Below are 25432 nucleotides of genomic sequence, written 5' to 3' on the forward strand. Positions count from 1 at the left end.
GATTTTTTCACAGACGGACGACGCCGGCGCACGGCTAGGGTGCCGGCCGATCGCCCTTGCGGTGCAGGCGGAACCAGCGGTAACCGTAGCGTCCCAGCTCAACCGTGAACCTGCCGTCGGGATCCAGCGCTGTGTTGTCGCCGTCGAACAGGTCCAGCAGGACAGCGTCCCTGAACGCATTCCGCGGCCCGTCCTCCGCGGCCACCGTGCCCCGGACTTTTACGGGATCTTCCCCGAAATTGTGCAGCAGCACCAGCGTGCCGCCGTCCGAGCTGAGGGTGTGGGCGAAGACGGCCGGTTCCGGCTGGTCGATGACGGCGAACTTGCCCCAGCCCAGCTCCGCCGATTCGCGGTAGCGGCGGATCAGCGTGACCATGAAGTTGAACAACGAACCGGGGTCCCGCTTGGCTTTGGCGGCATTCAGGTTCTCGGGGCCGTACTCACCCCGGACGACGGGCGCCACCAGCTGGGACACGTTGGCGGTGGAGAACCCGCCGTTCTTTTCGTCATTCCACTGCATCGGGGTGCGCACGGCGGCGCGGCTCTTCTGCCGCAGGTCCTCACCCATCCCGATCTCCTCGCCGTAGAACAGCACGGGCGTGCCGGGCAGTGAGAACATCAGCGAGTACACCATCCTCAGGCGTTCCTGGTCGCCGCCGAGCATCGGGGGGAGCCGCCGGCGCAGCCCGCGCCCGTAGATCTGCATGTTCTTCTCGGGCCCGAACGCCGCGAAAACTTCTTCGCGCTCGCTGTCCGTGAGCTTGTCCAGGGTGAGTTCGTCATGGTTGCGGACGAACATGGCCCACTGGTTGTCGGGATGGAGCGGTGGCCGGCTCTTCAGGGTCTCGGCCAGGGGACGGGCGTCCCGGCGGGCCAGCGACAGGTAGATGTGCTGCATGGACATGAAGTCGAACTGCATGTTCAGCTCATTGCCTTCGGGGCCGCCGAAGTACTCCACCTGTTCCTTGTAGGGCAGGTTCACCTCGCCCAGCAGGACCGCGCTCCCGTTCCGGCGGCTGACGAAGCTCCGCAATGCTGCCAGGTATTCATGCGGATCCAGGTTGGCGGCCTCGTCCTTGGGCTGGCCCCGGGTTTCCAGGAAGAAAGGCACGGCATCCAGGCGGAACCCGTCCAGGCCCAGCTCCAGCCACAAGCCCATGGCCTTGGCGATTTCGTTCCGCACGGACCCGTTGGTCACGTTCAGGTCCGGCTGGTGTTTGGCGAACATATGCAGGTACCACTCGCCGGTGGCGTCGTCCTTGGTCCAGAGTGAGTTCTCTTCACCCGGGAACACCACCTCGGAGGAGGTATCCGGGGGCGTGTCGCTCCGCCACACGTAGTAGTCCCGGTACCGGTTGTCCGTGGATTGCCGGGCCTCGACAAACCAGGGGTGCTGGTCCGAGGTGTGGTTCACCACGAAGTCGGCGATGACCCGCATGCCGCGGTCCTTGGCGGCCCGGACGAACTCCACCAGGTCTCCCAGGGTGCCCAGCCGGGGGTCCACGGTGAAGAAATCCGTGACGTCGTAGCCGTCGTCCCGGTCCGGCGAGGGGTAGAACGGCATCAGCCAGATGCAGGTCACTCCCAGGGCGGCCAGGTAGTCCACGCGCTGGGTGAGGCCGGCGAAATCACCGGTGCCGTCGCCGTCGTCATCAAAGAATGTCTCAACGTCCAGGCAGTACACTACTGCGTTCTTCCACCAGAGATCCGAGGTTTCGGCGATCCTCATGCCGGAGCCTCGGCCTTCGCCTGGAGCCGCGAGCCACGCAGCTGCGGGAGGACCTCTGCTGCGAACGCATCAATGAACGGTGCCTGCTCCTGCCCCACGAAGTGCAGGTAGAGCTCGTCGAAGCCCAGCTCGGAGTAGCCGGCCAGCCACTCGGCGTGCTGGTCCAGGCTCGCCGAAACGTTGACGGCCTTGCGGACCTGTTCCTCGCCCACCTGTCCGCTGACGCCGTCGAAATGCCCGGCCGTGGGGAGGTCCCACGGGACCGGCGGGGCAAAGGTGTTGGTCCGCCACTGGTCCAGGGCGATCGCTGCCGCATCCCCTTCACGGTGCGCCCAGGACAGGTGCACCTGCAGTACAGCCTTGCCGCGGCCCCCGTTGTCCCGGTAGGCGGCCAGCATCTCTTGGAGCTTGCCTGCCGGTTGGTTGACCGTGACCAGGCCGTCCGCCCAGGCGGCGGCGCGGCGGGCAGTGTCCACACTGATGGCAGGAGCGATCATGGGTGGCGGGGTGTCCGGAACGTCCCAGATCCGCGCCTGTTCCACGGTGACCAGGCCGTGGTGCGTAACGTCCTCGCCCCGGTGGAGCCGCCGGATCACCTCAACGCATTCCTCCAGCCGGCGCTGCCGCGTTTCCTTGGGCGGCCACGCGTCGCCGGTAATGTGCTCATTCATGTTCTCCCCGCTGCCCGGGGCCATCCAGAACCGGCCAGGGAACATGCCGGCAAGGGTGGCGGAGGCGTGGGCGATGATGGCCGGGTGGTACCGCTGGCCAGGCGCCGTCACCACTCCAAACCGGAGGCCGGTGGTGGCCAGCGCGGCCCCCAGCCAGGACCAGGCAAACCCGGAATGCCCCTGCCGGGCGGACCACGGCTCGATATGGTCCGAGCACATCGCGGCATCGAATCCTGCCCGTTCCGCGTGCTGGACGTCCTTGAGGAGTTGCCCGGGACTGATCTGTTCGTGGGAGGCGTGGAAGCCGACAGTAACCATCGTTAACCTCTACCGTCCGGGGAGGTGTTGTGTCGAGGGGTTGTGGGTCTTCCTGCGTCAGGGTATGGCGACTGTCCGGCTGCCCACGACTTGTCGGATAAGTTGGTAACTTGTAGTACTGTCCTGCCTCGGACTCGCGCGCAGGTGGCGGAAACGGAAGGAAGTACCCCTGTGGGCGGTGTGCTGATCGGCCTGGCGGTGATCGGCGTCGTCATTGCGGTGGGATACATCGCCGCACGGTGCGGCCTGGGCGGTGAGCCCACGGTCTCCGCCCTCACCCGCACCGCCTTCTTCATCACCAATCCCGTCCTGCTGTTTACCGTGGTGTTGGAATCGGACCTCACGGTGGTGTTTTCGGCCTACGTGCCGCTGGCGCTGATCACGGCAGCCGCGACCGCACTGCTGTACGTTCTCGCCAGCCGGCTGTGGTTCCGGCGGCCCCTGGCGGAAACCGCCGTGGGGGCAATGGCCAGTTCCTACGTCAACGCGAACAACATCGGAATCCCCGTCACGCTGTATGCCCTGGGCGACGCCACCCCCGTGGCACCGGTGCTGCTGGTCCAGCTGCTTCTGTTCGCCCCGCTGGTCCTCACCCTGCTGGACCTTTCCGCGGCCGGCCGGGTCTCGCCGCGCCTGCTGCTCACCCAGCCCTTCCGGAACCCCATGATCATTGCATCCCTGCTGGGGGTGGTCCTCGCGGCGTTCCACGTGGAACTTCCCGAACCCGTAATGGCACCGCTGGCACTCCTGGGCGGAGCCGCCGTTCCCGTGGTGCTGCTGGCCTTCGGCATGTCCCTGCACGGGACCAGGATGCTCCAAGGCGGCGGCCACACCGCGGAAATCCTTACTGCCACCGCGCTGAAGTCCGCGGTGATGCCCATGGTTGCCTTCGTCGTCGGCCGCTTTCTCTTCAACCTGGACCAGCACATGCTCCTGGGCGTGGTGCTGATGGCGGCGCTGCCCTCTGCCCAAAACGTGTTCCTGTTCGCCGGAAAGTACGGGCGCGGCGTTGCGGTGGCCCGGGAAACCGTCCTGCTGTCGACGGCGGCGGCGGCCCCTGCGCTGATCCTCATTGTGTGGCTGCTCGCCGGCTGAGCGCCGGTCTTCCGGAAGCGGCTGCCGCCCGGCAAGATGGGGCACATGGAACTTCCCGTGATGCCGCCCGTCCCGCCGATGCTCGCCAAGGCCGTCAGCGGCATCCCGGAGGGGGAGCTCAGTTATGAACCCAAGTGGGACGGGTTCCGGTCCATCATCTTCCGCGACGGCGATGAGCTGGAGATCGGCAGCCGCAACGAAAAGCCCATGACCCGCTACTTCCCGGAACTTGTCGAGGCGCTGAAGGAGAACCTGCCGCCACGCTGCGTGGTGGACGGCGAGATCATCCTGATCGGTTCCTCCGGCGACCGGCTGGATTTCGACACCCTCCAGCAGCGCATCCACCCCGCCGCCAGCCGGGTCAAGCTGCTTGCGGCGCAGACGCCGGCCTCCTTCGTGGCCTTCGACCTGCTGGCCCTGGGTGACGACGACTATACGGGCCGGCCATTCACGGAACGGCGGGCTGCGCTTGAGAAGGCGCTCGCCGCCAGCAAGGCCCCGGTCCACCTCACCGCCGCCACCACGGACAAGGACACGGCGGAGCAGTGGTTCCGGCAGTTTGAGGGTGCCGGGCTGGACGGCGTGGTGGCCAAGCGCCTGGACGGCAGGTATGAGCCGGACAAGCGGGTGATGTTCAAGACCAAGCACGAGCGCACCGCCGACTGCGTGGTGGCCGGTTACCGGCTGCACAAGAGCGGGCCGGACGCCATCGGATCCCTGCTGCTGGGCTTGTACAAGGACGACGGCGGCCTGGCCAGTGTGGGGGTGATCGGCGCCTTCCCCATGAAGCGGCGGCAGGAATTGTTTGAACAGCTCCAGCCACTGGTCACCGATTTTGACCACCACCCGTGGGCGTGGGCGAGGCAGGAGGAGGGCGAACGGACCCCGCGGAACGCCGAAGGCAGCCGGTGGAGCGCCGGCAAGGACCTGTCTTTCGTGCCGCTGCGCCCGGAACTGGTGGTGGAGGTCCGCTACGACCACATGGAGGGCGACAGGTTCCGCCACACGGCCCAGTTCAACCGCTGGCGGCCGGACCGGGACCCGGAATCCTGCACCTACGCGCAGCTGGAGGAGCCGGTCAGCTTTGACTTGGCGTCGGTGCTGGAGACCGGACGGCCGTAGTTGCTGCCGGGTTGCTGCCGGAACAGCGCATTTTTAACCAGTAAAGGCCCGCCATTCCGGGGAATGGCGGGCCGTCCGGTCCTAAAACCGGGCTGGTGCGTTACTTCAGGCCAAGCTGCTTGGTGGGGGTCCTGAAGGATTCCTTGGCCGTGAGGGCGGAGATGGCAGCGATGGAGCAGATGACTGCGGTGAAGATGCTGATCTGGACCCACCCGCCGGGCTTGATGCCGCCCATGGCCGCGACGATGGCCGGGGCGAAGCCTGCCATCAGGAAACCCAGCTGGGTGCCGATGGCCAGGCCGGAGAAGCGCACCCTGGTGCTGAACATCTCGGCGTAGAAGGACGGCCAGACGGCGTTGGAGGCTGCGTAGCCGCAGGAGAAGAAGCCGATTGCTGCCAGGAACATGAGCGGCACGCTGCCGGATTCCAGGCTGAGCAGGAACACGGGCGTCAGCGCCGCGCTGGCCACGGCGCCGTAAATGAACACCGGCTTGCGGCCGATCTTGTCAGCGAGCATGCCGAAGAGCGGCTGGGTGCCCAGTGCCACCAGGTTGGCGCCGACCACGAGCCACAGCGTGGTGGTGCCGTCCACGCCGGCAACCGTCTTGGCGTAGCTGATGGCGAGGGTGCCGAACACCGTGGAGACGGCAGCGATGAAAGCGCAGCAGATGACGCGGAGGACGTCGCGCCAGTGGCCCTTGAGGAGGTCAGCGACGGGGAGCTTGGAGATCTGCGCGGACTTCTGGGCTTCCTCGAAGGCCGGCGGCTCGTGCAGGGTGCGGCGGATGAAGAAGGCAACCACCACGACGACGGCGCTCAGCCAGAAGGGGACGCGCCAGCCGATGCCGTACTTGATCTCGTCCGGAAGTGCGAGCACCGGGATGAAGACGAGGGCGGCGAGGATCTGGCCGCCCTGGGTACCGGTGAGGGTCCAGGAGGTGAAGAAGGAGCGGCGGTTGTCCGGGGCGTGCTCCAGCGTCATGGAGGAGGCGCCGGCCTGCTCGCCGGCAGCCGAAAGGCCCTGGCAAAGCCGGGCCAGGACCAGCAGGGCGGGAGCCCACCAGCCAACCGTGTTGAAGTCCGGGAGGCAGCCGATCAGGAAGGTTGAGGCACCCATCAGCAGGAGGGTGAACATCAGGACCTTCCGGCGGCCCACCCTGTCACCGAAGTGGCCCAGGATGACGGCGCCAACCGGCCGCGCCACATAGGCGAAACCGAAGGTGGCGAAGGACATGATGGCCGCGTTCGCGTCAGCATTGGGGAAGAAGACCGTGGGGAAGATCAGCGCTGCGGCGGAACCGAAGATGAAGAAGTCGTAGTATTCGACGGCGCTGCCCAGGAAGCTGGCGAGGGCTGCCTTCTTCGGCGTCCCGGCCGGGGCAGCGGTGCCTGGCTCAGTGGACGGAAGTAACTGGCTCATGGAGTTCCTTAGATGTGACGACTTTGTCGCGGATGGATCAGGGCTCGCAGCCGGCACGGCCTGGGGTAGGGGCTTGGCTGGCACGGCTGGAAAGTTGGGAAAACCCGAACAGTAGCCACATGGTGGGAGCTACTTGTGCGATACAGCAATGATGGCTGTGAGTGGAGTCACTTGTCAAGAAAATAATCACCATCTAGAAATAGCTCTCACTATGTGGCAACATCGAGGTATGAGTGTGAATCAAACCACAGCGGACGATGACGTAGCTGCCGAGATCAAAGCGGACGCCAAGGCGGCCAAACCGGACCGTACCGACATGGTGGGCAAGGCCCTCGGCCTCCTGGTCCTCCTGGGCGATGAGCCGCGCGGTGCGAGTGCCGCGGAAATCTCCCGCCGTGCGGACCTGCCCTTCAGCACCACCTACCGCCTGCTGGGCTCGCTGACGCGGGACGGTTTCGTTGATTATGAACCGGACGGGCGCCGGTACCACCTGGGCCTGCGGATCTTCCAATTGGGCCAGCGGGTCTCCAACCACCACGGCTTCGCAGGAACGGCCATGCCGGTTTTGCGCCGGGTGACCGAGCAGACGGGTGAGGCAACCATCCTGAGCGTCCGGGACGGCCACCACCACCTGACGGTGAACAAGGTGGACGGCCCGCAGATGTTCCGGGTGACCAGCGACCCCGGACACCTGGGCTCCCTCTCCACCACCGCCGTCGGAAAGGCACTGGTGGCCTTCGCCGAGGATTCCGAGCGGGAAAAGCTGTTGGCGGAGCTTCCGCTGGAGCGGCTAACGGAAAAGTCCATCACCGACCGCGACGCCTTCCGCGCCGAAATCGGGAAGGTCCGGGCCGAGGGGTATGCGGTGATGGATGAGGAGAATGAGGCCGGGATGCGCGCCGTCGCGGTCCCTTTGCTCAATTCCCAGGGTCACGCGTTCGCCTCGCTGGCTACGGCCGTTCCTGTTTTCCGCCTGAGCCTTGAAGGCTTGGTGGCGCACGTTCCGCTGCTGCAGGAGGCCGCGGCGGAACTGGCTGCACGTCTTCCGCAGCGGTGAGCGTGCCCAATCGCCCGAATTACGCAAATTCAGGACCTTTTGTTCGTATCTAGAACAAAAGTGCGAGAAGTGAACATTTGTTATATCGTTATTCCAGTCACCTGCTGGCAGCGCACGCCCAACGGCAACGCCGGCCGCCCGGTGCCGTATCAAAGGAGCTGCACGGATGAGTAATCGAACTGAGTCCTACCTCGTGGGACTGGTCGGCGACGGCGTGATGCCGTCACTCACCCCGCCCATGCATGAACGCGAGGGTGATGTGCTGGGACTGCGCTACCTTTACCGGCCCATCGACCTCCTGGAACTGGGCCTTTCCGGGGAATCCGTGGGAGAGCTCCTCAAGAGTGCCCGGAACCTCGGCTTCAATGGCCTGAACATCACCCACCCGTGCAAGCAGCTGGTCCTCCGGCACCTGGATGAAATTTCTCCGGATGCCCGACGGCTGGGGGCCGTCAACACCGTGGTGATCGAGGACGGCCGGTTCGTTGGCCACAACACCGACTTTTCCGGCTTTGCCGCCGCGCTGGCTTCAGGCCTCCCCGCCGCAAAGCTGGACCGCGTAGTCCAGTTGGGCGCCGGCGGGGCAGGTTCCGCCGTCGCCTACGCCCTCCTCACCGCCGGGGTCCGCCACCTGGACCTCGTGGACATGGACGCCGCGCGCGGCGCCGCCCGTGCGGCCGAGCTGGCCGGCTTTTTCCCGGACAGTACCGTGATTGCACGGACGACGACGGAGCTGCCGCAGCTGATGCCCCTGGCCGACGGCCTGGTGCACTGCACCCCCGTGGGCATGGCCGCCCACCCCGGCGTTCCACTGGACCTGGACCTTTTGGAGTCCCGGCACTGGGTGGCGGACATTGTCTACCGCCCCATCGACACCGAACTCGTCCGGGGCGCCCGCGCCAAAGGCTGCGAGGTCCTGGACGGCGGCCGGATGGCCGTGGGCCAGGCCGCCGACGCGTTCCGCATCTTCACCGGCCTGGAGCCGGACCCGGACCGTATGCGCTCGCACTTCCTGGAGCTCGTGGCCGCCGAGGAGGTGGCCGCCTGATGCGCACCGGAATCGCCACGGTCTGCCTCTCCGGCACACTGAAGGAAAAAATGCAGGCTTGCGCCATCGCGGGCTTCGACGGCATCGAGATTTTCGAACAGGACCTGGTCACCTCGCCGCTGAGCCCCGAGGACGTCCGCAGGATGGCCGCCGACCTCGGCCTCGGGCTGGACCTCTACCAGCCGTTCCGGGATTTCGACGGCGTCACGCCGGACCTGCTGAAGGCCAACCTTCGGCGGGCTGAAGCGAAGTTCACGCTGATGTCCCGGCTGGGCATGGACACCATCCTGGTCTGCTCGAACGTGGCCACGGCCACCATCGACGACGACGAACTCCGCGCCTCCCAGCTCTCCGAACTCGCGGAGCTGGCAGGGGACCACGGCATCAGGGTCGCCTACGAGGCCCTGGCCTGGGGCAAGCACGTCAACGACTACGAGCACGCCTACCGCCTGGCGGAGATGGTGGACCACCCCAACTTCGGTACCTGCCTGGACTCCTTCCACATCCTCTCGCGCGACTGGGACACCGCCCCGATCGAGACGATCAACGCGGAGAAGATCTTCTTCGTCCAGGTGGCCGACGCCCCCAAGCTCTCCATGGACGTCCTGTCCTGGAGCCGCCACTACCGCGTGTTCCCCGGCGAGGGCCAGTTCGAGCTCGCCAAGTTCATGGGCCACGTGGTCCGCGCCGGCTACACGGGGCCCGTGTCACTGGAAGTCTTCAACGACGTCTTCCGCCAGTCCGACGTCGAACGCACCGCCGTGGACGCCATGCGCTCACTGATCTGGCTGGAGGAGCAGAGCGCCAAGTGGCTCGCAAGCACCGCGCCGGAAGCCGAAGGGGGCACTGTTGCCGCGTCCCGCCGTCGTTATCCCATGGAACTCGCCACCCTGCCCAAGGTGAACGAGCCCGCCGGCTTCAACTTCGCCGAGGTCAAGGCCGACGACACCGCGCAGCTCGAGAAGCTCCTCAGCCAGCTCGGCTTCGGGTTCGAGGGCCGGCACCGCACCAAGGACGTCCAGCTGTGGACCATGGGCCAGGCCCGCGTGATCATCAACGAGCAGGCGGCGTCGCACGCGGAACCTGCCATCGCTGCGCTGGGGTTCGACGTCGATTCCCCCGTGATTGCCTCGGCCCGCGCGCAGCAGTTGAAGGCGCCCGTGGTGGCCCGGAAGGTCCAGGCGGACGAGGAGGTGTTCCAGGGCATCTGCGCACCGGACTCCACGGAAATCTTCCTGTGCCAAGGTAGTCCCGACGGTACGGCGGCCTGGACGCGTGAGTTTGGCGAGGGGCTGGAACACCCGCGGCAGCCGCAGAACGCGGTCATTGACCACGTGAACCTGGCCCAGCCGTGGCAGCACTTCGACGAAGCTGTCCTCTTCTACACCAGCGCCCTGGCCCTGGAGCCGCAGCCGTTCGCCGAGGTGCCCAGCCCCAGCGGGCTGGTCCGCTCGCAGGTCATGCAGACGTCCGACGGCGCCGTGCGGCTGGTGCTCAATCTCGCCCCGGCGCAACAGGCCTCCGGGCACAAGACCTACCAGGAGCACATCGCCTTCGCGGTGGAGGACCTCGTGTCCGCGGCCCGGGCAGCCCGCGGCCGGGGACTGGAGTTCCTGCAGATCCCGGCCAACTACTACGAGGACCTGGATGCCCGGTTCGACCTCGACCCCGCGTTCCTTGCCACACTGCAGGAACTGAACCTCCTGTATGACTGCGACGCCGACGGCGAATTCCTCCATTTCTACACCGCCACCATTGGCAGCGTGTTCTTCGAAATGGTGGAACGCCGCGGCAACTACGACGGTTACGGGGCGCCCAACGCCCCCGTCCGCCACGCCGTGCAGTACGACTCGCTGCACCGCATCTGACCAGCACCACGTAACCGACCGATCCAAACGAAAACCAGAAAGGAGCCAGCCGTGCCGGAAGAAGCCGCCACCCTGCGTGAAACGGACGAGTCTGTCCCGCCCGCCGAGCCAAAGGCCGCGCATGTGCCGCTGGACCGCTCCATTGAAACCCAGGCTGACCTCAGCGCGGAGATCAACGGCCTGGCCGATGCCTACGCCCGTGCACTGAAGGACGGCGCCCCGGCGGAAACCCAGCCCCGGCTGGACTACCCGCCTTACCGCTCCAGCATCCTGCGGCACCCCACCAAGAGCCTGCACCACGCGGACCCGGAGACCATCGAGCTGTACTCCCCGGCGTTCGGGCACCAGGACGTGCACGCGCTGGAGTCGGACCTGACCATCCAGCACAACGGCGAACCCCAGGGCGAGCGGATCATTGTGGCCGGCCGGGTCCTGGACGGCGACGGCCGCCCGGTGGCCGGGCAGCTGGTGGAGATCTGGCAGGCCAACGCGTCCGGCCGCTACATCCACAAGCGCGACCAGCACCCGGCCCCGATCGACCCCAACTTCACGGGCATTGGCCGCTGCATCACCGGCCCGGACGGCTCCTACCGGTTCACCACCATCAAGCCCGGAGCCTACCCGTGGAAGAACCACCTGAACGCCTGGCGCCCGGCGCACATCCACTTCTCCCTGTTCGGCACCGAGTTCACCCAGCGCATCATCACCCAGATGTACTTCCCGGGGGACCAGCTCTTCCCGCTGGACCCGATCTACCAGACCATCGTGGACCAGGACGCCCGCGACCGGCTCGTGGCCAGCTACGACCACAGCCTCACCGAACCCGAGTGGGCCCTGGGCTACAACTGGGACATCGTCCTCACCGGGCCCAAGCGGACCTGGACCGAAAACGAGGCGTTCGGTACGGCAGGCGACAGCAACGAAGAGGCAGGGGAATAGGAACATGAGCAACCAGAGCACCCAGCTTGTGCCCACCCCCGGCCAGACCGTTGGCCCGTTTTACGGCTATGCGCTGCCCTTCGAGAAGGACAACGAGCTCGTGGCCCCGGGTTCACCGGGCTCCATCCGCCTGCAGGGCACGGTGTATGACGGCGCAGGACACACCATCCCCGACGCCATCCTGGAAATCTGGCAGCCGGACGCCCAGGGCAACGTGGTCCAGCGCACGGGCTCCCTGGTCCGCGACGGCTACACCTTCACCGGATGGGGCCGCGGCGCCGTGGGGAACTCCGGCGTCTTCACCTTCACCACGGTGAACCCCGGGCCCACCAGGCCCGGTGCTGCGGCCTTCATATCGGTTGCCATCTTCGCCCGGGGCCTGACCAACCGGCTGTTCACCCGCATCTACCTGCCGGAAGACACCGAGGCTCTCGCCAACGATCCGCTCCTGAGCTCCCTGGAGCCGGAGCGCCGCAAGACACTCATCGCCCGCCGCGACGCCGACGGCGGCCTGACCTTTGACATCCGCCTGCAGGGTGAGGGCGAGACCGTCTTCCTGGACTTCCAGTGAACGACGCCGGCCTGCTCAGCCCCGTCTCGGCGTCGCCCCTCGTGGCGGCGCTCACGGGTGACGACGCCGTGCTGGCGGCGATCCTCGCCGTCGAGTCCGGCTGGGCCGCGGTGCTGGAAAGGGCGGGCCTGGCACCTGCCGGCTCCGCCGCCGTCGTCGCATCCGCTGCCGAGGCCGGCCGCTATGACCCCGCCGACATCGCACGCCGTGCCCAGGGCGGCGGCAACCCGGTGATCCCGCTGCTGGCGGACCTCCGCCGGCACGTGGCAGCGCTGGACACCTCGCAGGTGGGGGCGGGGAAAGCGGTGCACACGTCGCTGACCAGCCAGGACGTCCTGGATAGCGCGCTGATGCTGCTGGCCCGCAACACCGTGGAGGCGCTGCTGGGTGACCTGAAACGCACCACGGCGGCGCTCGCGGCCCTGGCGGAACAGCACGCGGACACGCTGTGCGTGGGCAGGAGCCTGACGCAGCATTCCCTCCCCTTCACGTTCGGCCTGCGGGCTGCGCAGTGGTTCCAGGGCTTGGCCGCGGCGGGCCGGCAGCTGGAGGACCAAGAGTTTCCGGTCCAGTTCGGCGGCGCGGCGGGCACCCTCGCGGCTGCCACTGTACTGACCCGCGGTTCAGCTGCCACCCCCTTCGGGCTCGCCGATGCCCTGGCCTCCCAGCTGGGCCTTGCCGCGGCCCCCGCGCCGTGGCACACCAACCGGCTGGCCGTGACGTCGCTGGGACATGCGCTCGCCTCGGTACTGGATGCCTTCGGCAAAATCGCCGCGGACGTCCTGTTCCTGAGCCGGCCCGAGGTCGGCGAGCTGGCTGAGCCGCGGGCCGCCGGGCGCGGGGTTTCATCCGCCATGCCGCAGAAGCAGAACCCCGTGTTGTCCGTGCTGGTCCGCAGCGCCGCGCTGCAGGCCCCGGCCCTGGCCGCCCAGCTGCACCTGGCCGCCGCCAACTTCAACGACGAACGCCCGGACGCCGCGTGGCACGCCGAGTGGCCCGCGCTTCGGCAGCTCCTGGCGCTGGCCCTCGGGGCTGCCGGGCATGTCCGCGAACTGGCGGAGGGCCTTCAGGTCTTCCCGGACGCCATGCGCCGGAATCTGGATCTCGCCGGTCCGCTGCTTTTAGCTGAAGGCGTGGGTGCAGCTGTCGCCCCGCTGCTTCCGGACAAGGGCGGGATGAGCGGAAAGCAGCAGCTCCAGGCCGTGGTGGACCAGACACTCCAGGCCCCGCCCGCGGAGCAGGCCGCCACGTACCGCAAGCTGCTCCGCGAGGCGGTCCCTGCCGGGGTCCTGAGCGACCTCCGGCTGGAGGAACTCCTCAACCCCGCCGGCTACCTCGGCGAGGCCCCGGAAATTTCCCGGCGGATCCTGGCCGCGTATCCGGACTTCGCCGCCAATCCACCTGCAGACACCGAACAGAATGGAGCTTCCCGTGGCTAAGCCAGCACTGAAGGCAGCACTGCTGTCGCCTCAACGCCCCCTCGGCGAGCACCCGCTGCTGGTGGTGGGGCCGTCCCTGGGCACCTCCACCATCCTGTGGAACCGCGCTGCGTCCCTGCTCGGCCACGACTACGACGTGGTGGCCTGGGACCTGCCCGGCCACGGCGTCTCACCTGCGGCCTCCGAATCGTTCGACGTCGGCGCACTGGCTGACGCCGTGGTGGACCTCGCCGATTCCATCGCCCCCGGCGCGTCTTTTCACTACGCCGGCGTCTCCCTGGGCGGCGCCACCGGCCTCCAGCTGGGCATCAAGCACGGGGAACGCCTCAAGAGCCTGTCAGTGCAGTGCAGCGGCGCGAAGCTGGGCACGCCGGAGGGGTGGCTTGAGCGCGCCGAAACCGTCCGCAGCCAGGGCACGCCGGTGATGATCCAGGGCTCGGCCGAGCGCTGGTTCGCGCCGGGCTTTATGGAGCGCGAGCCTGAACTCAGCAGCCGGCTCCTGCACGCCCTGCGCGACGCCGACCGCTTCAGCTATGCATTCTGCTGCGAGGCGCTCGCGGCTTTTGACGTGCGTGACGAACTGGGCAGCATCCGGGTGCCAACCCAGGTCATAGCCGGCGCGCTGGACGGGGTGGCCCCGCCGTCGTTCGCGGAGGAAGTGGCCGCAGGCATCACAGCCGGCGGCGGCACCGCAACCGCCGTCACGCTCGAGGGCGTGGCGCACCTGGCCCCCGCCGAGGCGCCTGCCCACGTGGCAGACCTGATGCGCAGCCTCATCACCTGGGCCGAATCGAAGGGAACAGACTCATGAGCACGAATGACCCGAGCCACGGCGTGGTCCAGCCCGATGCCACCAGCCAGGACATTTACGACGGCGGCATGATTGTCCGCCGCGAAGTCCTGGGCGACGCGCACGTGGACCGGGCCAACGCCAACAAGGACGAGTTCACCGAGGACTTCCAGGACATGATCACGCGGATCGCGTGGGGCGGCATCTGGACCCGGCCCGGCCTTTCCCGCCAGATGCGCTCCGCCGTCACTATCACCGCGATGGTGGCGCACGGGCACTGGGAAGAGCTGGCCATGCACATCCGTGCCGCGGTCCGGAACGGCCTGAGCCGGGACGAGATCAAGGAAATCCTGCTGCAGACGGCCATCTACTGCGGCGTCCCCTCGGCGAACACGGCCTTTAAGACAGCCCAAGAGGTCTTCCATGCAATGGACAACACTGCACTGGACAACACCCACACCGACGAACCCCAGCCCAACTAGGTAGCGCTAAGTGTCGTTTTGACCCCCGAAAAACGACACTTAGCGCTACCTAGTTGGGAAACCCAGACGCAAACCAGAGGAACGAGTTATGAACCAGGCTTTTGTGTACGACGCCGTGCGCACCCCGTTCGGCAAATTCGGGTCCGGCCTTGCCGCCGTCCGCCCGGATGACCTCGCCGCGCACGTCATTAAGGAATCCGTGAAGCGGGCCCCCGACCTCGATCCTGGGCGGATTGACGAGGTGGTGTTCGGCAACGCGAACGGCGCGGGTGAGGAAAACCGGAATATCGCCCGGATGGGCACCCTGCTCGCCGGCCTTCCGGTATCGATCCCGGGCACCACGGTGAACCGGCTCTGCGGGTCCTCGCTGGATGCTGCGATCATCGCCTCCCGCCAGGTCAACGCCGGCGACGCCGACCTGGTGCTGGTGGGCGGGGCGGAGTCGATGTCCCGGGCGCCGTGGGTGCTGCCCAAGACGGCGAAGCCTTACCCGGCCGGTGACATGACCCTGGCCTCCACCACCCTGGGCTGGCGGCTGGTGAACAAGGCCATGCCGAAGGAGTGGACCATATCCCTGGGCGAGGCCACTGAGCGGCTGCGCGAGAAGTACGGGGTGACCCGGGAGGCGCAGGACGAGTTCGCCGCTGCCTCGCATAACCTTTCCGCCGCTGCGTGGGACGAGGGGTTCTATGACAACCTGGTGGCGCCGGTGCCGGGCACGGACCTGGTGCGTGATGAGGGCATCCGCCCCGGTTCCTCGGCGGAGAAGCTGGCCGGTTTGAAGACGGTGTTCCGGACCGAGGACGGCACGGTCACTGCGGGGAATGCTTCGCCGTTGTCCGACGGCGCCTCCGCGGCCTGGGTGGGGAGCGAGGCTGCCGCCGGGCTGCTGGGGCTGGACCCTTTGGCCCGGATCGCCGGCCGCGGCGCGCACGCGAACGATCCCCAGTACTTCGGGTACGCCCCGGTGGAGGCGGCGAACAAGGCCCTCGCGAAGGCGGGGATCGGCTGGGACCAGGTGGGCGCCGTCGAACTTAACGAAGCGTTCGCCGCGCAGTCGCTGGCGTGCATCAACGCCTGGGGGATCGACCACGAAATTGTGAACCGGCACGGCGGCGCGATCGCGATGGGCCACCCGCTGGGTGCGTCCGGAACCCGCATCCTGGGCACCCTCGCCCGGAGCCTGCAGGCCTCCGGTGAACGGTGGGGCGTGGCAGCGATCTGCATCGGTGTGGGCCAGGGCCTGGCCGTGGTCCTCGAAAACGTGACCGCCGCCGGAACCAACACTGGAAAGGACCAGTAATGCTGAACTTCGTAGATTCTGTCCGGGAGGCCGTGTCCGGTGTTAAGGACGGTTCCACCGTGATGATTGGCGGGTTCGGCAATGCCGGGCAGCCGTTCGAACTCATTGACGCGCTGCTGGACTGCGGCGCCACGGACCTGACCGTGGTGAACAACAACGCGGGCCAGGGCGATCAGGGCCTGGCGCTGCTGATCAAGGAGGGCCGGGTGCGGAAGATGATCTGTTCCTTCCCGCGGCAGTCCGATTCCTGGCACTTTGACGCCAAGTACAAGGCCGGCGAGATCGAACTCGAACTCGTGCCGCAGGGCAACCTGGCCGAGCGGATCCGGGCCGCCGGGGCCGGGATCGGTGGGTTCTTCACGCCCACCGGTTACGGGACCATGCTGGCCGAGGGCAAGGAAACCCGCATCATCGACGGCCGCGGCCAGGTCTTCGAAACACCTATCCACGCCGACGTCGCCCTGATCAAGGCACTGAAGGCCGACGGCAAGGGCAACCTTGTGTACCGCAAGACGGCCCGGAACTTCGGCCCGATCATGGCCGCCGCGGCCAGGCAGACCATCGTCCAGGTTTCCGAGATCGTCCCCGTCGGGGGACTGGACCCGGAAAACGTGGTGACCCCAGGCATTTACGTCAACACTGTGGTCCGCGTGCCCGCGGCCAGTACCGCTTCCCCTGCAGGAAAGGTCGCTTGAGATGAGCACCGCAACAACCCTCCAGACCTCCGTCACACCCCTGGGCCGGGACGACCTCGCCCGCCTGGTGGCCAGGGACATCGCCCCGGGATCGTTCGTGAACCTGGGCATCGGCCAGCCCACCCTGGTGTCCAACTACCTCACCCAGGAACAGAACATCACGCTCCACACGGAGAACGGGATGCTCGGCATGGGGCCGGAAGCCAAGGGCGACGAGATCGACGAGGACCTCATCAACGCCGGCAAGATCCCGGTCACCGAACTCCCGGGCGCCTCGTACTTCCACCACGCGGACTCGTTCGCGATCATGCGCGGCGGGCACCTGGACATCTGCGTCCTGGGCGCTTTCCAGGTGTCCGCCTCCGGTGACCTGGCGAACTGGCACACCGGGGCACCCGGGGCGATCCCCGCCGTCGGCGGTGCCATGGACCTCGCCACCGGCGCCAAAGACGTGTTCGTCATGATGACCCTGCTCACCCGCGAAGGTGCCTCCAAGATCGTGGAGTCCTGCACCTACCCGCTCACCGGCGTCGGCTGCGTCACCCGCGTCTACACAGACAAGGCCGTCTTCCTCACCGGCCCCGACGGGGTCACCGTCCGGGAAACCTTCGGCTGCACCCTCGAAGAGCTCCAGGAACTCGTACCGGTCCCGCTCGAGGCGGCAGCCGCGCCATAGCAGGCGGCCCTAGGATTGGTAATCATGACCGACGCCGTCAGTACAGAAAACCAGCCCGCCCCGCAGGCCAGTGACCAATATGTCCAGTCCCTGGCCCGCGGGCTCGCGGTGATCCGCGCGTTTGATACAGAGCATCCGGTCATGACCCTCACCGCGGTTGCTGCCCGCACCGGCCTCACCCGAGCCACTGCGCGGCGGTTCCTGCACACCCTGGTGGAGCTGGGCTATGTCAGGACCGACGGCAAGACCTTCGCGCTCACGGCCAAGGTGCTCCAGCTCGGGTACGCATACCTGTCCGGGCTGTCGCTGCCGCAGCTGGCCCAGCCGCACCTTGAGGAACTGTCGCTGAAGCTGGGGGAGTCCACCTCCGCCGCTGTGCTTGACGGCACCGACATCGCGTACGTCGCCCGCGTGACCACCCGCCGCATCATGACCATAGGCATTACCGTGGGCACCCGTTTCCCCGCCTATGCCACCTCCATGGGGAGGGTGCTGCTGGCCGGGCTGCCTCCTGCTGACCTCAAGGCGTACCTTGCTGCCGCCGACATCAAGCCGCTGACCCCACGCGCATTGGGGAGCGTCAAGGAACTTCTGGCAGTCCTGGACACCGTCCGAGCCCAAGGCTGGTGCTTGCTGGACCAGGAACTCGAACTTGGCCTGATGTCCGTGGCCGCCCCCGTGTACGACGGGCCAAAGGTGGTGGCGGCAGTGAACGTGTCCCTGCAGGCCCAGTCCGTGGCTGCCAAGCCGGACCCTGACGCCTACCTTTCATCGGTTGCCCAGGAAATCGTCGCCACCGCAAAGCTGATCTCGGCCGACCTCACGGCCCGGGGCTGACCAGCCCCATCCGTGTCCTCAAACTGGAAGGGGCCGACGGCGGGTGCTTCCCGCCGTCGGCCCCTTGCTGTCCGCTGTGGTCCGGCCAGCTTCAGTTGACCGCGTTGCCGAGCTGGCGAAGGGGGGTCTTGCTGGTTTCGCGCGCCCAGAGGGCGCCGGCGACGGCCAGTACGGATGAGCCTGCGACGATCCATGCGGCCGGTCCCCAGTTGGCTTTGTCTGCTCCCACCAGGGCCGTGCCCAGGAGCGGGGTGAAGCCGGCGCAGAGGATGCCGATCTGCAGGCCGATGGCCATGCCGGAGTATCGGACCTTCACGTTGAACAGCTCGGAGAACCACGCAGGGTAGATCGCGTTGGACATGGCGTAGGTGCCGGCGGTGATCAGCGTGCTGGTCAGGAAGATCATGGGGATGTTTCCAGTGGAGATCACCGAGAAGTACACGAAGATCATGGCTCCGGAGCCGAGCACGCCGGTGATGAACACCGGACGCCGGCCGAACCGGTCCGAGAAATGGGCCATGAGCGGCTGCGTGCCGATAGCCAGGACGTTTCCGAGGATGCTGACCCAGAGCATGGTTGAAGCCGGAACTCCCACGGTGACAGCGTAGGCAAGGCCGAAGGACTGCATGAAGGTGTTCGTGACGGTTTCGAAGGACATCAGGGCCACCTGGAAGAACTGGGCCGGATGGGTCTTGAACATCTTCGCGAAGGGGAGCTTCACCAGTTCGCCGTGGTCGTGCTTTTCTTCGAAGACTTCCGGCTCCTCCAACGACCGCCGCACCAGGTAGGCAACGATCAGCACCAGGATGGATCCCCAGAAGGGGATTCGCCAGCCCCACGCCAGCCGGTCGGCCTCGCTCATGGCGGCCACGGGAAGGAAGGCCAGTGACGCCAGGACGATACCGGCGGAGATGCCGCTCATAGCGAAGCTGGCGAAGAATCCGCGACGGCCTTCGGGAGCTTCCTCGGTGGAAAGGGCAGATGCGCCGGCGGTTTCCGCTCCTGCGGAGAGGCCCTGCATCAGCCGGAGCAGTACCAGGAGGGCAGGCGCCCAGTAGCCGGCGCTATTGAAGTCCGGCAGGATCCCAATGAGGAACGTGGCAGCGCCCATGAGGACGAGGGTCAGGACCAGTGTGTTCTTGCGGCCGATTTTGTCGCCCAGGTGGCCGAACACGACAGCACCGAAGGGCCGGGCGACGTAGGCGACGCCGAAGGTGGCGAAGGAGGCGATCAACGCGACGGTGGGATCGCCTGCGGGAAAGAAGATCTTGGAGAAGATCAGCGACGCTGCGGTCGCGTAGATAAAGAAGTCGTAGTACTCAAGTGCGCCTCCGAGGAAGGCGGCCAAGGCGGCTTTCTTGGCGCGCTTGAGCTGGCGTTCCGCCTGGGCAGCCGTCGCGGCCTCTGTCCCCGCTGCGATGTTCGTCATTTTCAGTTCCTTCCACGCTGAAGGCGGTGGGTTGATGTACGTATAGCGAACAAGTGTGCGAAATGCGTTTAGAACGAGCATACTAGGTGGTGAGGCGTATCACAACGCCGTTTCCCCAGGGCACTCAGCGAGAGCGGTCCGTCCTTTCCGAAAGGCAGAATATGGCAGACCCTGCAGCAGCTTCCCGCCTGTTCCTGATCGGCTCCGCGGCCTCCAAGGCGATGTCCCCTGCACTCTGGAATCCTGTGCTGGACCAGCTCGGCAGCCCCTGGACCTATGACGCTTGGGACGTGGGGCAGGATGCGGACATGGCTGCCGTCCGCGCCCGGCTCCTCATGCCGGACGTGGTCGCGGCCAACGTGACCATGCCCCACAAGCAGTGGGCGGCCCGCGCGGCCGACACGGCAACAGAAGCGGTCCGGCTGGGTGGAGCCTGCAACCTGCTGGTCAGGCAGGGCAGCACGCTGTCCGGTCATAACACGGACATTATCGCCGCGGGCGCGCTGCTCGGCGATGGATACCAGCGCCATGCCCTGATGATGGGGGCGGGCGGTGCGGCCAGGGCGGCCCTGATCGCCCTCAAGGGGCAGGTGGGCCGGGTCACTATTGCGGACAGGGACGCCCGTGCCGCCGCAGACCTGCTGGACCTTGCCCGGGGCCTCGGTATCGCCGCCGAGAGTGTGGCCTGGCAGGAAGCACAGGACCTGGCTGCCGGGGCCACTTTGGTTGTCAATGCAACTCCCATCGGAAAGAGCCCCGCCGACGAAGCGGTCTGGGGTAACGGGCCGCTGGCCCGGGACGCCCTGGTTTACGACTTTGTGTACGCGAGCCATGCCACCGCCAGCATTGTCCGGGCTGAAGAGCTCGGGGCTTCGTGCATCGACGGCTGGGACCATCTTCGTGAGCAGGCCGTCGCCATGGTGTCCATCCTGGGGCTGCAGGCACAGGCCCCAGACCTGTTGCAGGAAGAGCTCAAGCTCCTGAAGGCAAGTCACTGACATGTGAATGCGATCGCCGGACTGTCCCCTGGGGCCGGTCACTATATGATCGAAAAGGCGCTGGCACCCGGCGCGCCCATGTGGGCCAGCCCAGAGCGTCCGGAGAGGAACACCACTGTTTATGGAGGAGCAGGCGGCCTACTTTGTAAAGTCGGTTGAGAAGGCTTTCGACGTACTGCTGGCCTTCACCCCGGAGGCCCCACGGTTGACGGTTTCCCAGGTAGCGGCCCGGACGGATATGACCCGTGCGTCTGCACGACGTTTCCTCCTGACGCTTGCCGACCTCGGTTACATCCGTGCGGAAGGCCCCCATTTCGAGTTGACCGCCCGCTCCCTGAACATCGGCAGGTCTTTCCTGGCGGGACTCGACCTGCCCAGGATCGCAGAACCCCACCTCAAAGCCCTGGCCGCGAATCTCAACGAAACAACAGCCCTGTGCATCCTTGAGGGTGCTGACGTGGTCTACGTCGTATGTGTCCCGTCCCCTCGGCTGCTCAGCGTCTCGATCACCGTGGGCACGAGGTTTCCGGCGTGGGCAACGTCCATGGGCCGCGTGCTCCTTGGGGGGTTGCCGGAACCCGAACTGGACTCCTACCTGCAGCAGGTCCAGTTGCAGCGTTTTACCGGGCGGACGGTGGGAAGCCCTGAGGAGCTCCGCGCCGAAGTGGAATCGGCCCGGAAAAAGGGCTGGTCGATGGTGTCGGAAGAACTCGAGGAGGGCCTGCGCGGCGTCGCCGTGCCGGTGTGGCGGGGAAAGGACCTCGTCGCGGCCGCGAACGTATCGCTGCAGACCCACAGGGCTTCCGCCGAAGTCCTCGAAGAGACCGTAATCCCCCAGCTGCAGGAAACGGCAAAGTCGATCGCCATCGATTTCGGCGGGCACCGGGCTTAAGGTAACTGTTTGCCACCCAAGCACGCCGCCCCACTCCCGCGGCAGCGGTGCGGGCCATAGACTCTAGCCAACTACGTGCAGCAGAGCCGCTCCGCGACGTTCCCGCCGGTCAGCCGGTCGGGCGCCACCGTGAGGCCCTGCCGCGAGCTACTGCAGCGAGGGGAGTCGGCGGGTGAAAATAGGCATACCGCGGGAACGCCGGGAGGGTGAACGGCGTGTGGCAGCCACACCGGAAACGGTGAAGCAACTGGCGGCGCTCGGCGTCGAGGTACTCCTGGAGGAAGATGCCGGTGCGGCGGCAGGGTATCCCGACCTGGCATACACCCAGGCCGGCGTGCGCCTCGTCCGTGAACTCGACCTGGCTCAACTGGACGTCCTGGCCCACGTCCGGCCCCTGGACCCGGAAACCGCCCGCTCCCTGAAAAGGGGAGCCGTCACGGTAGGCCTCGCATCACCGTCGTCCGAACTCCCAACGGTTGAAGCGCTCGCCGACGCCGGGGTGACCGCCTTTGCCCTGGAACTGGTGCCCCGCATCTCCCGGGCCCAATCCATGGACGCCCTCAGCTCCCAGGCGCTGGTGGCCGGCTACCGGTGCGTCCTGGAAGCGGCCATCCGGCTGCCCAGGTTTTTTCCGCTGTACATGACCGCCGCAGGGACCGTTCCGCCCGCCCGTGTCCTGGTGCTCGGCGCGGGCGTGGCCGGCCTCCAGGCCATCGGCACCGCAAAACGCCTGGGTGCGCGCGTCTTCGCCAACGACATCCGCCCGGCCTCCGCGGACGAGGTGGCATCCATGGGCGGCACCTTCGTCCGGCTGGACGTTGAAGCGGCCGAGGCTGCGGGCGGCTACGCGCGCCAGCTCAGTTCCGACGCCGGCACCCGGCAGCGCCAGCTGCTCGCTCCGCACGTGGCCCAGGCGGACGTGCTGATTACGACGGCGGCCGTCCCCGGCAGGCGCGCACCCCTCCTGGTCACCACCGAGATGGTACAGGGCATGCGGGCCGGTTCCGTCGTCGTCGACCTCGCCGCAGAGTCCGGCGGCAACGTGGAAGCCGTGGTTCCCGGCCAGGACGTCCCGGTGCCTACGGCGGACGGTTCCGGCTTCGTCACGCTGGTGGGACTGAAGGATGCCCCCTCGGCCATGGCCTCGGACGCTTCCCGCCTCTACGCCAAGAACGTTGCCAACCTGCTTGCGCTCATGGTCCGGGACGGCGCCATGGTCCCCGACTTCGGGGACGAGGTGCTGGCGGGCGCCTGCCTGACGCATGACGGCGAAGTGCGGCACCGGCCGACGGCGGAACTGCTGGCGGAGCGGGCCGGCAGCCGGCGGGAAGGGGTGCTCTGATGGACGGGATCAGCCTGCTGACCATCACGGTGCTGGCGGTGTTCGTGGGCTTCGAGGTGGTTTCGAAGGTCTCCAGCACCCTGCACACGCCCCTGATGTCCGGCGCCAACGCCATCCACGGGATCATCCTGGTGGGCGCCATCATTGTGGCCGGCCAGGCAGCGGACCCGTGGGTGCTCGCAGTGGCCCTCCTCGCCGTCGTCCTTGCCACCGCCAACCTCGTCGGCGGCTTCGTGGTGACCGACCGGATGCTGCACATGTTCCATGCAAAGAAACAGGCCAGCACGAAAGAGGCAATGGGGAAGGCGGACGGCAGATGAGCTTCCTCGATCCCGTATGGACCTCGCTCCTGTACCTCATTGCCGCCGTCTTCTTTATCCTGGCGCTGCGCGGGCTCAGTTCCCCGCGGACGGCCCGCCGGGGCAATCTGGTTGGCGCGCTGGGAGCGCTGATCGCCGTCGTCACCGTGTTCCTGTCCGCACGGCTGGAAAACATTCCCTGGATCCTGGCGGCCATAGCCGTGGGGTCGGCGGTTGCGGCCCCTGTGGCGCGGCGGGTCAAAATGACCCAGATGCCACAGCTCGTGGCGCTGTTCAACGGCGTGGGCGGCGGGGCTGCGGCGCTGGTGGCGCTCCTTGAACTCAGCCATGCCGGCGACCCCTGGATGCGGCTGGCGATTGTCTTCACGCTCCTGGTGGGCGCTGTGTCCTTCGCAGGCTCGGGGGTCACGTTCGCGAAGCTGCAGGAACTCATGACAACGCGGCCGGTGGTGTTCCCCGGGCTGCCTGTGGTGATGGCCGCGGTGCTGCTTGCCGCCGTTGCGGCCGCCGCCGCCGTCGTTTTCACCGGTTCCCTGCCGCTCGCGTCGCTGCTGCTGGTCCTGGGCCTGGCCGCCGGCATCCTGCTGGTGCTGCCCGTGGGCGGGGCCGACGTCCCGATCGTCATCTCGCTGCTCAACGCGTTCACCGGCCTGGCCGTCGCCGCCTCCGGCGTGGTGCTGGGGAACGTGCTCCTGGTGGTTGCCGGCACGCTGGTGGGCGCCTCCGGTACCATCCTTACCCGGGCCATGGCGGCTGCCATGGGCCGGAGCGTGGCCGGTATCCTGTTCGGCGCCTTCCGGGGAGGTTCGACGGCGGGATCCACCGCCGTGAGCGAGCGTCCCGTGCGGTCCTCCAGCGCGGAGGACGTGGCGGTGCTCCTGGGCTACGCGCAGCGTGTGATCATTGTTCCGGGCTATGGCCTGGCGGTTGCGCAGGGCCAGCACACGGCTGCCGAACTGGCGCTGGCCCTTGAGGGGCGGGGCATCGAGGTGGATTTCGCCATCCACCCCGTGGCGGGCCGGATGCCCGGTCATATGAACGTGCTCCTGGCCGAGGCGAACGTGCCGTACGAGTCGCTGAAGGAAATGGGCGAGATCAACCCGCAGTTCAAAACCGCGGATGTTGCCCTGGTGGTGGGGGCAAACGACGTGGTGAACCCTGCGGCCAAGACGTCACAGGGCTCGCCCATTTACGGCATGCCCATCCTGGAAGTGGCCGACGCCCGGCAGGTGATCTTCCTCAAGCGGTCCATGCGGCCGGGTTTCGCCGGGATCGAGAATGACCTGCTCTACGAGCCCCAGACGTCCCTGCTGTTCGGCGACGCAAAGGACTCACTGGCGCAGGTGCTCGGGGCAGTCAAGGCGCTGTAGCTTCCGGCCTGCCGCCTGCCTGCTTCGAACCCTTCGCGGGGCAGGCTAGTCTTCTTCCAGAAGTAGCCTTTCCATTCGCCACCGAAGGACGCCATGACTGCCAACAGCTCCACTTCACTCCAGCGCGCCGCAATCATCGTCAATCCAGCCAAGCCCGTGGACATCGACGTGCGCGGCCTGGTGGCCAAGCACTGTGTGGAAAACGGCTGGGGCGAGCCGCTTTGGTTCGAAACCACCAAGGAGGATCCCGGCGTCGGCCAGGCCAAGGAAGCACTCGCCCAGCGTGCGGACATAGTCATCGCGGCCGGCGGCGACGGGACCGTGCGGTGCGTTGCCGAGGTCCTCTCCGGTGGCGACGTCCCGATGGGCCTGCTCCCGCTCGGCACGGGAAACCTCCTGGCCCGCAACCTTGGCATGGACGTCACCGACTACGACGGCGCCATGGCCGGCGCCCTGATCGGAACCGAACGGAAGATCGACGTCGTCCGGGCCCGCCGCAGCGACCCGGACAAGGAGCAGCTGTTCCTGGTCATGGCCGGGGTGGGATACGACGCCACCATCATGGCCGACACCAACGAGGAGCTGAAGGACAAGGTGGGCTGGCTGGCCTACGTGGACGCCGGCATCCGCAACCTCCCGGGCAAACCGGTGAAGGCCACCATTGTGATTGACGGCAAGACTGCCGTGCACCGCGGCGTCCGTAGCGTCATGGTGGGCAACTGCGGCAAGGTCCAGGGCGGCCTGGAGATCTTTCCCGAGGCCAAGATGGACGACGGCCTGCTCGATGTGGCCGTGCTGGCCCCGCACCACGGAAAGCTGGGATGGCTGTCCGTGGTTGCGGGGATGATCGGCAAGGGCCGGGGCAAGGACACCGCGGTGGAGTACTACCAGGGCAAGACCGTGGAGATCACCCTGGAGCACAACGACGACTACCAGCTGGACGGCGACCACGAAGGGCAGGGCAAGCACGTCCTGATGACCATGGACCCGTCCGCCCTGATCATTCGGATGTAGCCCAACT

General features: G+C 67.1%; 24 protein-coding genes. 20 read left to right on the forward strand and 4 right to left on the reverse strand.

Going from position 1 to position 25432, the window contains the following annotated elements:
• Positions 1-34 precede the first annotated feature (34 nt).
• Positions 35-1729 carry an alpha-amylase family protein gene (locus Q9R30_RS13615; RefSeq protein WP_311217867.1) on the reverse strand — a complete coding sequence of 565 codons (1695 nt, stop codon included), beginning with the start codon at positions 1727-1729 and terminating at the stop codon, positions 35-37.
• Entirely contained in the window at positions 1726-2718 is a 993-nt protein-coding gene (locus Q9R30_RS13620) for a TIGR03885 family FMN-dependent LLM class oxidoreductase (RefSeq protein WP_311217868.1), read from the reverse strand. The genes Q9R30_RS13615 and Q9R30_RS13620 overlap by 4 nt, the downstream gene beginning before the upstream one ends.
• A 171-nt stretch (positions 2719-2889) precedes the next feature.
• On the opposite strand from Q9R30_RS13620, the gene Q9R30_RS13625 reads away from it, so the two are divergent.
• Complete coding sequence (locus Q9R30_RS13625) at positions 2890-3813, forward strand: AEC family transporter (protein ID WP_311217869.1); 924 nt, start codon at positions 2890-2892, stop codon at positions 3811-3813.
• 45 nt (positions 3814-3858) lie between these two features.
• Positions 3859-4935, forward strand: coding sequence for an ATP-dependent DNA ligase (locus Q9R30_RS13630; protein WP_311217870.1), 1077 nt, complete (start codon positions 3859-3861; stop codon positions 4933-4935).
• Between the two features lie 100 nt (positions 4936-5035).
• On the opposite strand, the gene Q9R30_RS13635 is transcribed toward Q9R30_RS13630, so the two are convergent.
• Complete coding sequence (locus tag Q9R30_RS13635) at positions 5036-6355, reverse strand: MFS transporter (RefSeq protein ID WP_311217871.1); 1320 nt, start codon at positions 6353-6355, stop codon at positions 5036-5038.
• Between the two features lie 229 nt (positions 6356-6584).
• Between Q9R30_RS13635 and Q9R30_RS13640 the strand changes: the two genes are divergently transcribed.
• From Q9R30_RS13640 to Q9R30_RS13695, 12 genes are all read left to right on the forward strand, one after another.
• Positions 6585-7412, forward strand: a complete 828-nt coding sequence (locus tag Q9R30_RS13640; RefSeq protein ID WP_311217872.1) for an IclR family transcriptional regulator — start codon at positions 6585-6587, stop codon at positions 7410-7412.
• Positions 7413-7578: 166 nt separating this feature from the next.
• Positions 7579-8460, forward strand: coding sequence for a shikimate dehydrogenase (locus Q9R30_RS13645; RefSeq protein WP_311217873.1), 882 nt, complete (start codon positions 7579-7581; stop codon positions 8458-8460).
• A complete protein-coding gene (locus Q9R30_RS13650; protein ID WP_311217874.1) occupies positions 8460-10328 on the forward strand; it encodes a TIM barrel protein in 1869 nt (622 codons plus the stop codon). Before Q9R30_RS13645 ends, Q9R30_RS13650 begins: the two co-directional genes overlap by 1 nt.
• A 51-nt stretch (positions 10329-10379) precedes the next feature.
• Entirely contained in the window at positions 10380-11267 is an 888-nt protein-coding gene (gene pcaH, locus Q9R30_RS13655) for a protocatechuate 3,4-dioxygenase subunit beta (RefSeq protein ID WP_311217875.1), read from the forward strand.
• 4 nt (positions 11268-11271) lie between these two features.
• Positions 11272-11838: a protocatechuate 3,4-dioxygenase subunit alpha gene (gene pcaG, locus Q9R30_RS13660; protein ID WP_104999476.1), complete on the forward strand. Its 567-nt coding sequence runs from the start codon at positions 11272-11274 to the stop codon at positions 11836-11838.
• On the forward strand, positions 11835-13277 hold the full coding sequence (locus tag Q9R30_RS13665) for a lyase family protein (RefSeq protein ID WP_311217876.1): 1443 nt from the start codon (positions 11835-11837) through the stop codon (positions 13275-13277). The genes pcaG and Q9R30_RS13665 overlap by 4 nt, the downstream gene beginning before the upstream one ends.
• Positions 13270-14088, forward strand: coding sequence for an alpha/beta fold hydrolase (locus Q9R30_RS13670; protein WP_104999474.1), 819 nt, complete (start codon positions 13270-13272; stop codon positions 14086-14088). The genes Q9R30_RS13665 and Q9R30_RS13670 overlap by 8 nt, the downstream gene beginning before the upstream one ends.
• The gene (gene pcaC, locus Q9R30_RS13675; RefSeq protein ID WP_104999473.1) at positions 14085-14549 is read left to right on the forward strand and encodes a 4-carboxymuconolactone decarboxylase; all 465 of its coding nucleotides are present in this window, start codon (positions 14085-14087) and stop codon (positions 14547-14549) included. The genes Q9R30_RS13670 and pcaC overlap by 4 nt, the downstream gene beginning before the upstream one ends.
• An 88-nt stretch (positions 14550-14637) precedes the next feature.
• On the forward strand, positions 14638-15852 hold the full coding sequence (locus Q9R30_RS13680; protein WP_104999472.1) for a thiolase family protein: 1215 nt from the start codon (positions 14638-14640) through the stop codon (positions 15850-15852).
• Entirely contained in the window at positions 15852-16547 is a 696-nt protein-coding gene (locus tag Q9R30_RS13685; RefSeq protein ID WP_311217877.1) for a 3-oxoacid CoA-transferase subunit A, read from the forward strand. Before Q9R30_RS13680 ends, Q9R30_RS13685 begins: the two co-directional genes overlap by 1 nt.
• Before the next feature lies 1 nt (position 16548).
• On the forward strand, positions 16549-17223 hold the full coding sequence (locus tag Q9R30_RS13690; protein WP_311217878.1) for a 3-oxoacid CoA-transferase subunit B: 675 nt from the start codon (positions 16549-16551) through the stop codon (positions 17221-17223).
• A 24-nt stretch (positions 17224-17247) separates the two neighbouring features.
• Positions 17248-18060, forward strand: a complete 813-nt coding sequence (locus Q9R30_RS13695; protein ID WP_104999469.1) for an IclR family transcriptional regulator C-terminal domain-containing protein — start codon at positions 17248-17250, stop codon at positions 18058-18060.
• 91 nt (positions 18061-18151) lie between these two features.
• Here the strand turns inward: Q9R30_RS13695 and Q9R30_RS13700 are convergent, their stop codons facing one another.
• Positions 18152-19489, reverse strand: a complete 1338-nt coding sequence (locus Q9R30_RS13700; protein ID WP_104999468.1) for an MFS transporter — start codon at positions 19487-19489, stop codon at positions 18152-18154.
• Between the two features lie 161 nt (positions 19490-19650).
• Here Q9R30_RS13700 and Q9R30_RS13705 point away from each other — a divergent pair, with 161 nt between their 5' ends.
• The 6 genes from Q9R30_RS13705 (at position 19651) to Q9R30_RS13730 (ending at position 25425) form a co-directional block, all read left to right on the forward strand.
• Entirely contained in the window at positions 19651-20487 is an 837-nt protein-coding gene (locus tag Q9R30_RS13705; protein WP_311217879.1) for a shikimate dehydrogenase, read from the forward strand.
• Positions 20488-20608: 121 nt separating this feature from the next.
• On the forward strand, positions 20609-21379 hold the full coding sequence (locus Q9R30_RS13710) for an IclR family transcriptional regulator C-terminal domain-containing protein (protein ID WP_104999466.1): 771 nt from the start codon (positions 20609-20611) through the stop codon (positions 21377-21379).
• A gap of 172 nt (positions 21380-21551) precedes the next feature.
• Positions 21552-22721, forward strand: coding sequence for a Re/Si-specific NAD(P)(+) transhydrogenase subunit alpha (locus Q9R30_RS13715; RefSeq protein ID WP_311217880.1), 1170 nt, complete (start codon positions 21552-21554; stop codon positions 22719-22721).
• Positions 22721-23041 carry an NAD(P) transhydrogenase subunit alpha gene (locus Q9R30_RS13720; protein WP_311217881.1) on the forward strand — a complete coding sequence of 107 codons (321 nt, stop codon included), beginning with the start codon at positions 22721-22723 and terminating at the stop codon, positions 23039-23041. Before Q9R30_RS13715 ends, Q9R30_RS13720 begins: the two co-directional genes overlap by 1 nt.
• The gene (locus Q9R30_RS13725) at positions 23038-24411 is read left to right on the forward strand and encodes an NAD(P)(+) transhydrogenase (Re/Si-specific) subunit beta (RefSeq protein ID WP_104999463.1); all 1374 of its coding nucleotides are present in this window, start codon (positions 23038-23040) and stop codon (positions 24409-24411) included. Before Q9R30_RS13720 ends, Q9R30_RS13725 begins: the two co-directional genes overlap by 4 nt.
• Positions 24412-24504: 93 nt before the next feature.
• On the forward strand, positions 24505-25425 hold the full coding sequence (locus tag Q9R30_RS13730) for a diacylglycerol kinase family protein (RefSeq protein ID WP_311217882.1): 921 nt from the start codon (positions 24505-24507) through the stop codon (positions 25423-25425).
• Positions 25426-25432: the final 7 nt, after the last annotated feature.

Origin of the sequence: Arthrobacter sp. AB6, from assembly GCF_031844545.1 — a bacterium.
GTDB lineage: Bacteria > Actinomycetota > Actinomycetes > Actinomycetales > Micrococcaceae > Arthrobacter.